The organism is Pseudanabaenaceae cyanobacterium SKYG29, assembly GCA_025055675.1.
GTDB lineage: Bacteria > Cyanobacteriota > Cyanobacteriia > Pseudanabaenales > Pseudanabaenaceae > M5B4.
Map to the genome: position 1 here is coordinate 254409 of JANWWT010000002.1, position 15340 is coordinate 269748.

15 protein-coding genes and 1 riboswitch are annotated in these 15340 nt (G+C 48.4%); of the genes, 8 read left to right on the forward strand and 7 right to left on the reverse strand.

Annotated elements, in window-relative coordinates:
* Positions 1 to 6 precede the first annotated feature (6 nt).
* Positions 7 to 366, reverse strand: a complete 360-nt coding sequence (locus NZM01_05960; GenBank protein ID MCS6959577.1) for a hypothetical protein — start codon at positions 364 to 366, stop codon at positions 7 to 9.
* Positions 367 to 429: 63 nt separating this feature from the next.
* Between NZM01_05960 and NZM01_05965 the strand changes: the two genes are divergently transcribed.
* From NZM01_05965 to NZM01_05980, 4 genes are read left to right on the forward strand one after another with little or no spacing between them, the layout of a single operon-like run.
* Positions 430 to 639, forward strand: coding sequence for a hypothetical protein (locus NZM01_05965; GenBank protein MCS6959578.1), 210 nt, complete (start codon positions 430 to 432; stop codon positions 637 to 639).
* Positions 640 to 644: 5 nt separating this feature from the next.
* Positions 645 to 998: an iron-sulfur cluster assembly accessory protein gene (locus tag NZM01_05970; protein ID MCS6959579.1), complete on the forward strand. Its 354-nt coding sequence runs from the start codon at positions 645 to 647 to the stop codon at positions 996 to 998.
* A 3-nt stretch (positions 999 to 1001) separates the two neighbouring features.
* Positions 1002 to 1745 carry an MBL fold metallo-hydrolase gene (locus NZM01_05975; protein ID MCS6959580.1) on the forward strand — a complete coding sequence of 248 codons (744 nt, stop codon included), beginning with the start codon at positions 1002 to 1004 and terminating at the stop codon, positions 1743 to 1745.
* Positions 1746 to 1769: 24 nt separating this feature from the next.
* Positions 1770 to 2696 carry an SDR family oxidoreductase gene (locus NZM01_05980; protein MCS6959581.1) on the forward strand — a complete coding sequence of 309 codons (927 nt, stop codon included), beginning with the start codon at positions 1770 to 1772 and terminating at the stop codon, positions 2694 to 2696.
* Here NZM01_05980 and NZM01_05985 read toward each other — a convergent pair.
* Positions 2693 to 5320, reverse strand: a complete 2628-nt coding sequence (locus tag NZM01_05985) for a DEAD/DEAH box helicase (protein ID MCS6959582.1) — start codon at positions 5318 to 5320, stop codon at positions 2693 to 2695. The genes NZM01_05980 and NZM01_05985 overlap by 4 nt on opposite strands.
* An 850-nt stretch (positions 5321 to 6170) precedes the next feature.
* On the opposite strand from NZM01_05985, the gene NZM01_05990 reads away from it, so the two are divergent.
* Genes NZM01_05990 through NZM01_06000 form a run of 3 tightly spaced genes read left to right on the forward strand, consistent with a single transcriptional unit; the run spans position 6171 to position 7379 of the window.
* Positions 6171 to 6650 (forward strand): hypothetical protein, encoded by a 480-nt coding sequence (locus tag NZM01_05990; GenBank protein ID MCS6959583.1) that lies wholly within the window; start codon positions 6171 to 6173, stop codon positions 6648 to 6650.
* On the forward strand, positions 6647 to 7129 hold the full coding sequence (locus tag NZM01_05995) for a hypothetical protein (GenBank protein MCS6959584.1): 483 nt from the start codon (positions 6647 to 6649) through the stop codon (positions 7127 to 7129). Before NZM01_05990 ends, NZM01_05995 begins: the two co-directional genes overlap by 4 nt.
* A 55-nt stretch (positions 7130 to 7184) precedes the next feature.
* Positions 7185 to 7379: a DUF2862 domain-containing protein gene (locus NZM01_06000; GenBank protein ID MCS6959585.1), complete on the forward strand. Its 195-nt coding sequence runs from the start codon at positions 7185 to 7187 to the stop codon at positions 7377 to 7379.
* Here the strand turns inward: NZM01_06000 and NZM01_06005 are convergent.
* The 3 genes from NZM01_06005 to NZM01_06015 all read right to left on the reverse strand — a co-directional run bounded on the left by NZM01_06005 (position 7376) and on the right by NZM01_06015 (position 11556).
* The gene (locus NZM01_06005; protein MCS6959586.1) at positions 7376 to 7933 is read right to left on the reverse strand and encodes a TIGR04376 family protein; all 558 of its coding nucleotides are present in this window, start codon (positions 7931 to 7933) and stop codon (positions 7376 to 7378) included. The genes NZM01_06000 and NZM01_06005 overlap by 4 nt on opposite strands.
* A gap of 41 nt (positions 7934 to 7974) precedes the next feature.
* On the reverse strand, positions 7975 to 9351 hold the full coding sequence (gene thiC / locus NZM01_06010) for a phosphomethylpyrimidine synthase ThiC (GenBank protein MCS6959587.1): 1377 nt from the start codon (positions 9349 to 9351) through the stop codon (positions 7975 to 7977).
* Positions 9352 to 9355: 4 nt separating this feature from the next.
* Positions 9356 to 9454: riboswitch (TPP riboswitch) on the reverse strand.
* Positions 9455 to 9507: 53 nt separating this feature from the next.
* Positions 9508 to 11556: a prolyl oligopeptidase family serine peptidase gene (locus NZM01_06015; GenBank protein ID MCS6959588.1), complete on the reverse strand. Its 2049-nt coding sequence runs from the start codon at positions 11554 to 11556 to the stop codon at positions 9508 to 9510.
* Positions 11557 to 11864: 308 nt separating this feature from the next.
* Between NZM01_06015 and NZM01_06020 the strand changes: the two genes are divergently transcribed.
* Positions 11865 to 12851, forward strand: coding sequence for an RNA polymerase sigma factor, RpoD/SigA family (locus tag NZM01_06020; GenBank protein ID MCS6959589.1), 987 nt, complete (start codon positions 11865 to 11867; stop codon positions 12849 to 12851).
* Here NZM01_06020 and cobO read toward each other — a convergent pair.
* Positions 12848 to 13459, reverse strand: coding sequence for a cob(I)yrinic acid a,c-diamide adenosyltransferase (gene cobO / locus NZM01_06025; GenBank protein ID MCS6959590.1), 612 nt, complete (start codon positions 13457 to 13459; stop codon positions 12848 to 12850). The two genes, NZM01_06020 and cobO, sit on opposite strands and share 4 nt — an antisense overlap.
* Positions 13459 to 15336: a tRNA uridine-5-carboxymethylaminomethyl(34) synthesis enzyme MnmG gene (mnmG, locus tag NZM01_06030; GenBank protein ID MCS6959591.1), complete on the reverse strand. Its 1878-nt coding sequence runs from the start codon at positions 15334 to 15336 to the stop codon at positions 13459 to 13461. Before mnmG ends, cobO begins: the two co-directional genes overlap by 1 nt.
* Positions 15337 to 15340 lie beyond the last annotated feature (4 nt).

Sequence of the window (15340 nt, forward strand, 5' to 3'; positions counted from 1 at the left end):
GGATTTTTAGTGGCGTTGCCAGTAGCGATAGATCATTTCTAGCCAGGAGAGATAGTTGGGTAGGTGGAAATAATAGGCAATTAGTTTAGAGAGGACATAGTCAGTAGCAAAAAAGATAACAATCATCATTACTAAACAAGCTAAAGCTAGGCGGGGGTAATACTTAATAGTCGCAAGCACCATGTTCTCTTGGGGGAGGGGAGCTTTGCCCTCTAGCTGAGCAATGGTAGTGTTGGTCACCAAGCCCGTCTGTGCCACGCTGCGCACAATTAATGCATTTTGTTGTTCCAACTTATCCAAACGTTTTGGTGTGAGCTTCTGTAAACGGTCAATCTCCTGCAAGAGGTTGGGGCTATCTTTAGGCATATTTCTTGTAACGTCACTGCCAAGTTTATTAAAATTATAAACAAGTAGGTTTGGAGTAGCAAGATGGTTTGCAAGAGCGGTTCCCCCTTGGCAATGGCAGTTAGAGCTTACAGAGATTTCCACTTTAGGACTGGTTTATTACTCGACAAAGGTGCTCGTCTTTTGGGTGTGAATCGTTTCCCCCTGACTAAACCCCTGTACAAGGTTGCCAAAATTGCTGGCTACACTAACGTTGCTCTTGCTAGTATAGCTCTAGTCCTCCTAGAAGATTAGTAGTTATGATTACTTTGACAGAAGCAGCGGTCAAGCGTGTACGTACTCTGCAGGCTCAAAGGCAAACTAATGCTGCCCTGCGTATTGGTGTTAAGAGTGGTGGTTGTTCTGGTTTGTCCTACACCATGGACTTTGTGGAGGAGTTGCAACCCCTAGAGAGGGAATATGAATGTAATGGGGTCAGAATTGTGATTAATGACCTCTATCGCCCCCATTTGGAAGGTTTGGAACTAGATTATGCAGAAGACTTGATGGGGGGTGGTTTCCGTTTCTACAATCCCAACGCGATCCGTTCCTGTAGCTGTGGCACTTCCTTTGCTACCCCCAAAGATATGGGTAAACCCGTTGCTTGCAGCTAACCTATGCAATTTACCTGGCTAGATAGCAATTCCTGGTTACTGGAGGGACAAGGGTTACGGATTCTCATTGACCCCTGGTTGGTGGGCGCTTTGGTTTTTGGCGGAGCGACTTGGTTGTTTCAGGCGGAGCGTTCTACGTCTCGTCCTCTACCCTCTGGTATAGACTTAATTCTGCTGTCCCAGGGCTTACCTGACCACGCCCACCCTCCTACTTTGCAGGTGCTAGACCGATCGATTCCTGTGGTGGCTTCTCCCAGGGCAGCTAGGGTTTGTCAGGAATTGGGTTACTCCCATGTTCATGTCCTTGCTCATCACCAGCGTATCCAGATCAAGGATTTAACGATCGAGGCTCTGCCTGGGGCTTTGGTGGGGGCTACTTTGCGGGAAAATGCCTACGTTCTCAGATTCGCCGATCGCTCAATTTACTACGAACCCCACGGCAATCACGATCCTGTGGTGCAGCAGAAGAGTCCGATCGATATTGTGATTACGCCTGTGATTGATTTGCTTTTACCTTTGTTTGGTGCGGTCATTAGGGGCAGAGAGTCCACATTGCAGTTGTGTACATGGTTAAAGCCGCGATTCTTACTACCAACGGCAGCGGGGGGTGACCTTAAGGTAAGCGGTCTGTTACTAAAATTGCTACGGGCAGAGGGTTCTGTCCCTGAGATGCAAACTAAACTGAGGGAGCAGGGGCTAGACACGATCGTTGTCGACGTGCAGCCTTGGCAACCTTTTTCCCTGTAATATGGCGGTGCCAACTGGCAAAGTATGAGAATTTTAGTGACGGGGGGCGCGGGTTTTATTGGCTCCCATTTGCTCGATCGTTTGTTGGCAGAGGGCCATGAGGTAATCTGTCTGGACAATCTCTATACGGGTACGCGATCAAACATCGCCCAATGGCAGGAGCATCCTCGGTTTCGCTTTGTCAAACATGATGTGATAGAACCGATCGATGTAGAAGTGGAGCAGATTTATCATTTAGCTTGTCCTGCTTCCCCTGTCCATTATCAAGCCGACCCCATCAGAACCCTGAAGACAAGTTTTTTGGGCACTTTACATCTTTTAGAGTTAGCCGCGAAATACAACGCTCGTTTGCTACTAGCTTCCACCTCAGAAGTGTACGGTGATCCCCTTGTCCATCCCCAGGCAGAAGATTATTGGGGCAATGTCAACTGTACGGGTATTCGCGCTTGCTATGACGAAGGTAAACGGGTGGCAGAAACCCTCGCCTTTGATTTTCAGCGACAGCATAGAACAGACATTAGAGTTGCCCGCATCTTTAACACCTACGGTCCCAGAATGTTGGAAAACGATGGCAGAGTTGTGAGTAATTTTATCTGTCAAGCCCTCAGAGGTAAGGATTTAACGGTGTATGGTGATGGCTCCCAAACCCGCAGTTTTTGTTACGTGTCTGACCTAGTGACAGGTCTGATAGCTTTGATGAACAGTGATTGTCTGCTGCCCGTCAATCTGGGCAATCCAGGCGAATACACGATCTTGGAATTGGCTAAAACAATCAAAGAATTAGTCGGCAACCCCATTGGTATCACTTTCCAACCCCTGCCCCAGGATGACCCCCAACGCCGTCGCCCTGATATTACCCGTGCTAAAACTGTACTCAATTGGCAACCCACCATTCCCCTGCGGGAAGGATTAGAAAAAACCATCGCTGATTTTCGTCAGAGATTGAGTTAAATGAGGTCTTGGACAGGGAAACGATCGATCAACATGGCTGCTCTTTCCGCATTCCTGCGCAGTGATTCCGACAATAAACTGATGTAAGGAATCTGACAGAGGAGGTCAAGGGTGCGACGAATAAGTCTTACTAAATCTCCTTCATCTAAACTGGTCTGCTGACAGAGGTCTTGCCATTTTGCCCCCAAAGCCCAGGCTTCCACCAAACCGACTAATTCAAACTCCAACAAAACAGGAATGCTGACTTGTAGTTTCCTTTGCATCTGTAACAACTTCCGCCGTAAACCCCGCAGCCCTGTCAACGCCTCTTCTACCGGCATTGATACCCCTAAGCGCGCCCATGTGTCCGATCGATTGTTATCGGTCACCAAAGAGGCACATACCGCCGCTAAATGATGGGGGGCTAATTCATCTAGTTCCCCTGAATCCAACACCAATGCTAGCCACAATTCATTTTCCCCCCGCAAAGAAGCCGCAATTTTGCCCCGATCGGTCGGTTGCAAGCCCTCTAGACAATTAAAGTGTTGCAGAATCTCCACGAGGCTGAGGAATTCCTGCCAGTGAAACTGTCCTTCCCTGGTCACCTCTTGCTGTAATGCTTCTCTCTTTTCTTTCAGTTGCTCTAACTTGCGTATCTTTTTGATGATATTGCCCTTATCAGCCCAACTGTTGACAGGGTGTTGTTCAATTTTGTCTATCAGAGACTCCACTAGCCGCTGTTGCTCTGACACTTCAGGGGGTAAAGGTATCTCGGGTAGGGGCGGAATCGATCGGGCTAATGCGCTTGTCTCCTCTGTGCCTTTGCAGGTAGCACCGGGACGTATAGTTAAAGCGGTGGGAGGGACTAACTCCTCTGGCTGCCAAATATCCCCTACTGTAACGATGTCTTTGTGAGTCAACACATACCAGTTGTTGTCATTGCCAAAACAGATAAACCAGGGGAATTGCCCCGACCCCTGCACTTTCTGGGCTAGAACCCCTGGCAGGCGCTGACTATTGGGTAACTTAATTGTCACCAAAGAACCACTGAGGGCATAGGGCAGATAGGTGACCAAGTCCTGATGATAGACCTCCTCCGCCTGGGCAATGAGAATCTTTAATAACCGTTTCTCTTCTTTTAGTCTCTCTTTTAACTTGTCATATTCTGCCAGCTGACTGGTATCTACCTCCGTCACAAGTTGCTCCGTCCGATCGATGTCCTCTGTCAATTCCTGCAATTGTTGGCGTTTCGGTTCTAAAGAGAGATTGGCTAAATACTGCCCAAAACTGCGCTCAATTAGTTCCTTTGCCCTTTCCAGAGAATGGGTCTGCAATAGATTCAAGACCATGCCATAACTGGGTGTAAATTGACTAACAAGGGGGTCTGCCTCAGAGGTGGCTAAATAACCAGCTTCCCGTAACCCTTCGTAGGGTGTTTGCAGAGTCACAACATAACCGATCGTGTCCATTCCCCTTCTGCCCGCTCTCCCCGCCATTTGCAGAAATTCTGAGGGTGTCAACAAGCGATGTCCTTCATCTGTCCGTTTGGAAAGACTAGAAATAATCGTGGTTCTAGCAGGCATATTGATCCCCGCTGCCAGGGTTTCAGTAGCAAAGACAATCTTAATCAAGCCCTGCTGAAACAACTCCTCAATGAATGTCTTCCACAGGGGCAAAATACCCGCATGGTGGGCGGCAATACCCCGATAGAGGGCAGAAATCTGATTGCTGTAACCTAGTTCAGGATTTTGGGCGAGAAAACGATCGATTTGGTATTTCAGCTCCTTTGCCTCTTCTCCTTCCACTAGACTTATGGATGTCATTTGCTCTAATGCCTGGTCACAACCCCGCCGACTAAAAATGAAATATATGGCAGGTAGCATCTCTCTGTCTTTTAATTGACCGACGACAAAAGGTAAACTAGGAGGCTCAGGAGGTTTTTTCCCCGGTTTGTGGCGATAATGGGCTTTTAATCTAGGATTAATCTCTTTCTGTTCTTCATCCAAAAGGGGAAACATGCCCTTAGACATACAAAAGTAATACTGCAGCGGCACGGGACGAAAATCAGAGTAAACTAAGGCTGTCTCCCCATGTACCAGGTTAATCCAATCCGTCAGTTGTTCACTGTTTGCTACTGTAGCCGACAGAGCCACTAGTTGAATCTCTCTGGGACAATAAATAATTGACTCTTCCCATACTGTCCCCCGCTGGCGGTCGTTCATGTAATGACACTCATCTAATACTACCGTCTGCACGTCTGTTAAAGAGACCCCCACTTCCCCGATCGGTGTGCCGTAGAGCATATTGCGAAAAATCTCTGTTGTCATCACTAACACAGGAGCTTCTCTCTGCAAAGTTATATCCCCTGTCAATAAACCCACCTTGTCTTTGCCAAAAATCTGGCGGAAATCCCGTAACTTTTGGTTCGATAATGCCTTGAGGGGCGTAGTGTAGAACACCCGTTTTCCCTGGGCAATGGCACGATGGATAGCATACTCGCCAATCAATGTCTTTCCTGAACCCGTGGGCGCGCAAACCACTACCGATCGATTGGCGTTGAGATGGGCAATTGCTTCTAGTTGAAACCGATCGAGGGTAAAGGGAAAGAGTTGGCTAAGGTCTAAGGTACTCACTATCGCAACCATAATTCTGTAACAGTTATATGTTGACATACTCCCGCTTCTAATGTGAACGCAGTCCGAGCGATCGAGGGCAACGGTTATAGTCTCCAATCTCAAGTAGTATTTGTCACCCAGTACAGGAGGAAAGTGCTAATAAATTTCTGCGGTAGAGCATATTACCAAAGTCATCCAGTGTTTATCTTCGACTGCAACTTTGCTACTGTGACAAAACAAAGAGAGATATAACCCTTTCAGCAAATTTACACTAAATTCCCTCCTAGTAGATTTAGAGTAGTGCCAATAGATACCATAGTAATTCCCTTAACCAGCTAGCTATTTGGGCAACAGGGATACCATCAATTAGTTAACTTTGGTTAACACCATGACCCATATTTCTGCAGGAATTTGTTAGAGATAATACTACTTGATACAGTATATAGATACAGGCTTTGCCAGCTATCAGTTTATTGCGGCTTTGCACTGGAAAGAACAGCTATTGTTTGGAGGTTAAGAGAAATATAAAACGTGAAGTATATGTTAGGTATTGAGCGGTTAGTGTCTGCGATATTAAGATTATCTAGTAAATATTAGACCGATTGATATACAACAGTGAGACCAGTATTGGTTTACAATTGGTAACAAAAGGTTTGATCGCATATTTAGGGTTTTGGGGTAGAGTAATATTGAGATTTGTATCAAGATGCAACGCTATTGGTTGGCTACTAAACTGAGTTCTAGCTGAGTTGATTGTTAACGATCGTGATCTATTCCTCCCTCTGATCCCAGCCAGTGTGACAGTAAACGTAGTGGCACAGCCATTTCTCCACTTCCCTAGGATTTATGCCTTAATTTTCACCAAGATAGATAGTTGCATATGTGGGACTTTTCTCTGCCGGTCATTGCGTTGATACTGGGTATGCTAGTAGCAATAATAAGCCCATGGCTGTTTTTGCTGCAGTTTCACTTTGGGTCTAGGTTTTCTTGGCTAGCCCTTTTGATTATCATACCGATCGCTTTGGCGGTTTACGCCATAGGTGTGCTTTTCCTATCAGGGGCTTTCTATACAGGTGGTGATTTTATTGATCTTGGGGCAAATGTAATTATAGGTGCATTTGCCTCCTTGTTTTACCCCTGGGGTATTCTATGGGCGTCTGTGTTTTGCACAAGCTTACCTGAAGACAAATTATATGCTGTCAAGTTTATCAGTGCACCAATCATCTTTACGCTCTGGGTTTCCCTTGTGATTTTCATTTTTAGAGGGGCATATTTTCCAGGTGTGGTTTTCCAAACAGTTTTACTGAAATTGTTTTGCTGCGTTGTTGCAGGTATGATCCTCCAGGGAAGACAAAATTGAGTTTCTCCCCTAGCAACTTTGGGGTTTATCCCTTCGTCTGTCAATTGGTAGTGGAGTTAGCTATAGCTATGACCAATTACCTGGCAAGTATCCTGGGATTGGCAGTTTGGGCGACACCGATCGATCGCTTACCCACATCCCTAACAGTTGGCAACAACCAAATTACCGTACAGGCTTATTTGTGGGAAGACCGTATGCCCCGTCTTGCTCCTCACTCCCCCAAGTTACATGGCTTTGTTGACATTAAAACCACAGCTTCCCCTGTCCCCCTTACAGTCAAAAATATCTGGATAGTGCAACCCCCCAGAATTAGGCGACGGACTAAATTCATTCCCGAGGGAGTCCTGCGGTTTCGTCTCACAGAAATTCCTCCCCTAACAACTAATCAACCCACAGGTGTTGTGGTGGAACTAAGTCTTGACAATGGTAAGACTGCCCACCTGCGATCAGCCCTACGCCCCATCGAGATTACCTACTGAACTCCCAAGTTTTTGCTAGAATTTACCCTGGTATCTCGCAACACATCCTATTTCTATGAGAGTTGGACAAAAAGTAAGAGTTAAAACCTGTCGCGATCGGGTCTCCAAGGAAATTGCGGCTAAGATTGGGCAGGTAGGTATTATTCAGGGAGAAAAGATTGTAGATGGAGGTAAGATGGGCTACATTGTTACCTTCTCTGACAACCAGGGCACTTGGTTTTTCCCTGATGAACTCGAACCGCTTAACTAACGCATCTTCCGCTTGAGGGCTTCTAACTCTTCTTCTAGTTCCCAACGGCGGAATTCTTGCTCTAGGGGGTCGCTTTCTTTATCAAAGGATTGGCTAAAAGAAGAACGGTAACTCTGCCAAGTCGATCGATCGGTCTGTTTCTCCAAGTCCCTGATCTTAGCTTGCACTTCCTGGCGACGACTCTTAATTTGCTTGAGCAAGTCCTGGGCTTGACTAACCCTTTGTTTCACCAATTCCATCTGTGCCCAAACCTGATTCCCTTCCCTGAGGAGGATAGCTTCCCGTTCCTGGGCGGCGGTGGCAAGGTCGAGGCGATTGGCTTCCCTAGCCTTCTGGGCGCGTTTATGCCAAAGAGCTACATCCTCTGCTAGGGCTAGAATCTTTTGCTGATATTGATTCTCCTGCTGGGTCAGAGTAGCAATTAGTTTAGCCACCTCATCTTCCTGCTGCTGTAGTTTGTCATCTAGCAATTGCAGCTCCAGCCAGGGGTTTTGCTTGATGAAGTCCTCCAGGCGTAATTCCAGAAAGCGTTTGATGTCTTCAATTAATCCCATAGTAAAAAGGGCTACCTCGTTGGAGATAACCCTAGCATTTTTTAGGACTGGTTGCTAGCCAGGAATTTCTCTAGCTCTTGCAGGGCTTCCGCATCCACTTTGGTCTGCATGGGACAGAACTTGGGACCGCACATAGAGCAGAATTCAGCGGTTTTGTAGATGTCCTGGGGCAGGGTTTCGTCGTGGTACTCGCGGGCGCGTTCTGGGTCAAGGGCTAGTTCAAACTGGCGATTCCAGTCGAAATTGTAGCGGGCACGGGACAGTTCATCATCTCTATCTCTGGCCCCCGGACGTTTACGGGCAATATCAGCGGCATGGGCAGCAATCTTGTAGGCAATTAAACCGTTGCGTACATCTTCCGCATTAGGTAAGCCCAGGTGTTCCTTAGGCGTGACATAGCAGAGCATGGCTGTGCCGTACCAACCCGCCAAAGCCGCCCCGATCGCTGAGGTGATGTGGTCATAGCCAGGGGCAATATCCGTGACCAAGGGACCAAGGACATAGAAGGGAGCTTCAGAGCATTCCTCCATCTGCTTTTTCACGTTGAATTCAATTTGGTCCATGGGGACATGTCCAGGACCCTCCACCATCACCTGCACATCGTGTTGCCAAGCACGGCGGGTCAGTTGTCCCAAAGTTTTTAACTCCGCCAGTTGGGCAGCATCACTGGCATCATGTAAACAACCGGGACGTAGGGAATCCCCCAAACTGAAGGAGACATCGTACTTTTTGAAAATTTCGATGATGTCATCAAAGTGGGTGTAGAGGGGGTTCTGCTTGTGGTGATAGAGCATCCATCTGGCCAAAATGCCGCCACCCCGAGAAACAATGCCCGTCAAACGATTCTTCACTAGAGGCAAATGCTCCAGCAAAATCCCGGCATGGATGGTCATGTAGTCCACCCCTTGTTGGGCATGCTTCTCGATCACATGGAGGAAGTCATCAGCAGTCAGTTTTTCTACCCTGCCGTGGACACTTTCCAAGGCTTGATAGACAGGTACAGTCCCGATCGGTACGGGGGAGTTTTTAATAATGGCAGTGCGAATCTCATCTAGGTCGCCGCCCCCAGTGGACAAGTCCATAACTGTATCTGCCCCATATTTGATGGCAAGGCGGAGTTTTTCCAATTCCTCCTCCAGACCCGAAGAGGTGGGGGATGCCCCAATATTGGCATTTACCTTGCACCGGAAGGCAATACCGATGCCCATGGGCTCCAGGTTGGTGTGGTTCTTGTTAGCGGGGATAATGGCTCTGCCTCTGGCTACCTCCGATCGGACTAGCTCCACATCTACCCCTTCGCGGTGGGCAACGTAGCGCATCTCTTCGGTGATAATACCTTGGCGGGCGCAATACATCTGCGTACCCCGAAATTCCCCCCGTCTTGGCAAGGTGGAGGGACGGTCTAAAGCGATCGTCATAGTTTCTCCCTTTTCTTAGCTTTCCTACGCCGGCATTACCCGGATCAGGTTCTGAGGATGTGATCTCAGCCTGAGGTATTCCCAGGCACTCCTAGCTTGGTGTTTATCCTAACATTTGTGCCTTTGGTTGTGTCACCTCGTAAGCAAGAAGGTTGTTTATAGGTTGCACTCTATACCCAAAACATGCACCAGAAACGCCCATTTGTCGGCTGCCTCCTCGATCGCCTTACTGGTGGGTTTGCCGGCTCCATGGCCGGCTTTGGTCTCGATGCGAATCAAGACAGGAGCATCACCCGCCTGAGCAGCTTGCAGGGCACTGATGAATTTGAAACTATGGGCAGGGACAACCCGATCATCGTGGTCGGCGGTAGTCACTAGGGTAGCGGGGTAAGCTGTACCAGGTTTGATGTTGTGGAGAGGGGAATAGGCATAGAGGTAGGGGAAATCATCGGGATTGTCGGGAGAACCATACTCCTCTGTCCAAGCCCACCCGATCGTGAACTTGTGGAAGCGCAGCATATCCATCACCCCCACCGCCGGCAGAGCGGCAGCAAATAGATCAGGCCGTTGGGTCATACAAGCACCCACCAGGAGACCACCATTACTGGCCCCCGCGATCGCCAATTGTTGTGGCGTTGTCCAGCCCGCCTGGATCAGGTATTCTGCCGCCGCCATGAAGTCATCAAAGACATTTTGTTTGTTGTGTTTTTGTCCTGCCCGGTGCCATTCTTCCCCATATTCACCGCCACCCCTAAGGCAAGGAATTGCTAGTAGTCCCCCCAACTCCAACCACAGTAAATTACTGATAGAAAAACTGGGAGTCAAACTAATGTTGAATCCCCCATAGCCATACAAGTAAGTGGGTAAAGTCTTGCCTTTTAGGTCTGTGCGGTAGGTGAGAAAAAGGGGGATACGTGTACCATCTTTGCTGCTGTAAAAAACCTCCTCTGTGGTGTAGTCACCGAAGGGGAAATCAATCTGGGGCTGTTGAAAAATAGTGCTTTCATTAGTAGTGAAATCAAAGCGATAGATGGTGGGGGGCACCGTAAAACTGGTGAAGCTGTAAAAAGTTTCCCTGTCATAGCGCTTACCCCCAAACCCAGTCGCCGTACCCAGACCAGGCAGAGGAATCTCCCCGATCGGTTCTCCCTCTAGGCTATACCTTCTGACCGCTGTACAGGCATCTTTTAAGTAGAGAGCTACCCACTGGTTATTGATTAAATTCACCCCCTCCAAAGTCTCTGCCTGCTCAGGAATGACATCGATCGTTTCCTTGGTGTCAATATTAATCCTTACCACCTTGCCCCTAGGAGCATCCCGATCGGTGCGGAACCAGAAATTATTGCCCTCATTCCCCAAAAACCTGTACTCAGCCACGAACTCCTCGATCAGAGGTCGCACTAACTTGCTATCCTGGTCTAAAGGCAAATAGTAAATGAGATTCTGTGGGCTAGTTCCCTTCCACACCGTAATAATCAAAAACCTGCCGTCCTCTGTCACCTCCCCACTAAATCCCCACTCCTTGTGGTCAGGGCGATGATAAATTAAGCGGTCTTCTTCCTGGGGCGTACCCACCACATGGTAATACAACTTTTGATAGTAATTTGCTGCCACTAAACTGTTATCTTTGGGAGCACTGTAGCGACTGTAGAAAAATCCCCGTCCATCCTTTGTCCAAGCCGCCCCCGAAAACTTACTCCACTGCACCACATCATCCGTATCTGCTAGTGTCTCCAGATTCTTGACCCGCCACTCCTGCCAATCCGAACCCGATCGGGAAAGGGCATAGGCCAGCCACTTACCATCCTCACTCACTGACACTCCCGTCAGGGCCACCGTACCATCCTCCGACAGAGTATTGGGGTCAATCACTACTTGCGGCTCCGCCGTGAGACTCTCTTGACAGTAGAGGACACTTTGATTCTGTAAACCGTCGTTCTTAAAGAAGAAGTAGCGTCCCCCCTCCCGCCAGGGTAACCCATACCTCTCATAATTCCACAGCTGGGTCAACCGTTCCCTAATTCTGTGCCTGCAGGGAATCCCCGCCAAGAACCCAAACGTCAGTTCATTCTGCGCCCTAATCCAAGCTTGCGTTGCCTCACTGTCACTTTCTTCTAGCCACCGATAGGGATCAGCTACCTTTACCCCATGATAATCCTCCACCACGGTGGGATCAGCAGGTGTAGGGGGATAAACTAAAGCCATCCTTAAATCACCTCCATAGGTAGTAAAGTATTAAATCACTCTGGGGAAGAATTTATTTAACCAATTGCAACCTTCACAATAAGTGCATCGTCTATATTTTCGGAACAGCTATTGATGGTAGAAATGCCTAATCCCAACGAAGAATTTATGGATCAACCAATTGACATTTGGGGCAAATCTGCCATAATAGCTATCCCATATAAAAACTTGATAACAGCTTAAACTTCTATCGTAGACGAAAGCAGCATCAAGTTAACCAATTTTTAATAATAAGCAACCGATCGGTGAGTTAGCACTAGGAGAGGGACATGACAAACGAAACAGAAAGGGTGGTCAATAGACGGCAGGCAAACTTGGGGGGTGACATGGTGCGCACTTACCTCCACGAGATTGGAAAGATTCCTCTTTTGAGCAATGAGGAAGAGATTCGCCTGGGCAAGCAGGTAAAGCAGATGATGGACTTATTTGCTCTCCAGGAGAAACTAGCCGATCGTTTGGGGCGGATGCCGACAGAAGAGGAGTGGGCACAGGAAGCGGGTATGACTGTAGAAGCGCTCCGAGCTGCTCTGAAGCAGGGTAGTCGTGCTAAGACCAAGATGATTGAAGCCAACTTAAGGCTAGTAGTCTCGGTAGCCAAAAAATACCAAAAGCGCAATCTGGAGTTACTAGACTTAGTACAGGAAGGTACCCTGGGGCTGGAACGGGCAGTGGACAAATTTGACCCCACTAAGGGTTTTAAGTTTTCTACCTACGCCTACTGGTGGATTCGCCAAGCTATTACCCGTGCCATTGCCCAACAAGCTCGCACCATTCGTCTACCAGTCCATATTACCGAAAAGCTCAACAAAATCAAAAAAGCCCAACGACAGCTGTCTCAGCAATTGGGTCGTGTCGCTACTGCCTTAGAGGTGGCTGACTATTTGGGTATTAAACCTGAGCAAGTGCGGGAGTGTCTCTCCTTGGCGCGGCAGCCTGTCTCCTTGGATTTGCGCATTGGTGATAACCAGGATACTGAACTAGCCGAGCTGCTAGAAGATGAAGGTACCTCGCCAGAAGAATTTGCAGTCAATGAATCCCTGCGGGATAGTATTAGGGAGTTGCTCTCGGAACTGACTCCCCGTCAACGCCAGGTGATGATCATGCGCTATGGTTTGGAAGATGGGCAGGAGATGTCTTTAGCCAGCATTAGCAAGCAGTTAGACTTGAGTCGGGAGCAGGTAAGGCAAATCGAACGCCAAGCCATGGATAGTCTGCGCAAGCGCAAGTCCCGTATGCGGGAGTATCTGGCCAGCTAAAACTCTATGCCCAGTTGGGCGGGTATGCCTTGGTGAATGGGGTGTTTGATCAGTTTGATTTCAGAAACGAGGTCGGCGTGGTCAATTAACTCCTGGGGGGCATACCTACCCGTACTGACCACGTGGGAGTAGTAGGGACGCTTTTGAATCACAGGTAATACTTCCTCCACAGTGAGCTGGCTATGTTTGATGGCAATGTGTAATTCATCGAGGACGACTAGGTTAATCTCAGGATTTTGAATATACGCCTGTGCTACTTGCCAAGCCTGAGCTGTAGCCTCTCTATCAGTCTGTGGATTTTGGGTTTCCCAAGTGAAGCCTGCTCCCAGGGTGTGAATCTGCACAGGAAAACCTAACCCCTGCAAACGGGTTAGGAGTAACCGATCGCCATCGGGATAGGCTGCTGAGTTTTTGACAAATTGTACTACTGCCACGGACAGATTGTGGGCAAGATGACGGTAAACTAAATTCATAGCAGCGCTAGTCTTCCCCTTCCCCAGTCCCGTAAAAACAATGTACAGACCTTTTTCTTTACCTTTGCGCCGCTCGCGACTAGCGTCCTTTGCCTGTTTAATTTTTTGCAAACGTTCCAGTTCCTTGCTGTCCATCAGGCACGCATTTGGTGTAATTCCAGATGAATCAGCAGAGCATTAATGTCAGCAGGATTAACTCCCCCAATCCGACTGGCTTGCCCGATCGTTAGTGGCCTAATTTTCGCCAGTTTTTCCCGCGATTCCTTGGAGAGGGTAGCAATGGCAAAGTAGTCTAAATCGGGCGGCAATTTCCGATCGGCTTGCTTAGCAATTGCTTCAATTTGTTGTTGTTGACGGTGGATATAACCCTCATATTTCACTTCAATTTCCACCACTTTCTTCTCAATGTCCGTAAGCTCAGGATTGCCTAATTGATAACGATCGAGGTCTGCATAGGTAATACCTTGACGACGCAACAAGTCCGCTAGGGTGATTGCACTTTTGATTGCCTGCCCTGTTTCATGGTAAATCACTTGGCTGATGGCTTCCTGCTCCTTAATGCGGGTTGTTTGGAGCCGTTCCTTTTCTGCTCTAATGTGCCGTTGTTTTTCCGTAAATAGTGACCAGCGATAATCATCGATTAAACCGACCTCTCTGCCCAAGGGAGTTAATCTTTGGTCAGCGTTGTCCGATCGCAGTAATAAGCGATATTCCGATCGGCTAGTCAACATCCGATAGGGTTCGCGTAATTCTTTTGTACAGAGGTCATCAATCAAGGTGCCAATATAACTAGATTCACGGGGAAGAGTTATTAGCGGTCGGTTTTGCACATACAAGGCACTGTTAATACCCGCCACAATTCCCTGGGCAGCTGCTTCTTCATAACCCGTTGTCCCGTTAATTTGTCCCGCACAAAAGAGACCTTCCACTAACTTGGTCATCAACGTAGGAAAGCATTGCGTAGCAGGCAGATAGTCATATTCCACCGCGTAAGCCGCCCGCAACATCTGACAGTTTTCTAACCCTGGTAATGTGCGCAACAATTGTAGTTGTAGTTGCTCGGGAAATCCCGTCGAAAAACCTTGAATGTACAGTTCAGGAATATCGCGCCCCTCTGGTTCAATGAAAATTTGATGGCTGTCTTTGTCCGCAAACCGCACAATCTTATCTTCTATGCTGGGACAATAGCGCGGTCCTTTGGCATCGATCAGACCACCATAGACAGGTGAGAGGTGAAGATTTTCCTTGATTAAACGATGGGTTTCTGCTGTTGTGCGCGTGAGATAACAATTCATCTGCTCCCTCATGACCCAGGCTTGGGGGTCGAAGCTAAACCAGTTGTGCTCCTCGTCAGGGGGCTGCACTTCCATCCTGCTGTAGTCAACAGTGCGCTTGTCCACTCTGGCGGGGGTACCAGTTTTTAAGCGGTCGGTAGTAAATCCCAAGTCTTGCAGCTTCTCGGTTAAACCACTGACAGCAAATTCTCCTGCCCGTCCTGCTGGCATCGATCGATTCCCTACCCAAATTCTGCCGTTGAGGAATGTCCCTGTGGTGAGAATCACGGCTTTACAGGCATAGGAAACCCCAAATTGGGTTGTTACACCAATCACCCGATCGTCTTTGATCTGCACATCGATCACTGTCCCCTCCCGCAGGTAGAGGTTGGGCTGATTTTCCACTACCCGCTTCATCTCGCGAGCATATTCCCGTTTGTCTGTTTGCGCCCGCAATGCCCACACCGCTGGACCCCGCGATCGATTCAGGATGCGCTTCTGCAGGTAAGTCCTATCAGTAATCTTGCCTATTTCCCCCCCCAGGGCATCCACTTCATGGACTAGTTGGGACTTAGCCGGTCCGCCTACGGCTGGGTTACAGGGTTGCCAAGCAATCCGATCGAGGTTGAGGGTAAGTAATAGAGTCCTTGCACCCAAGCGCGCTGCTGCCAAAGCCGCCTCACAGCCTGCGTGCCCTGCACCCACTACGACTACATCAAAGGAATCGATCCAGTCCATGCCT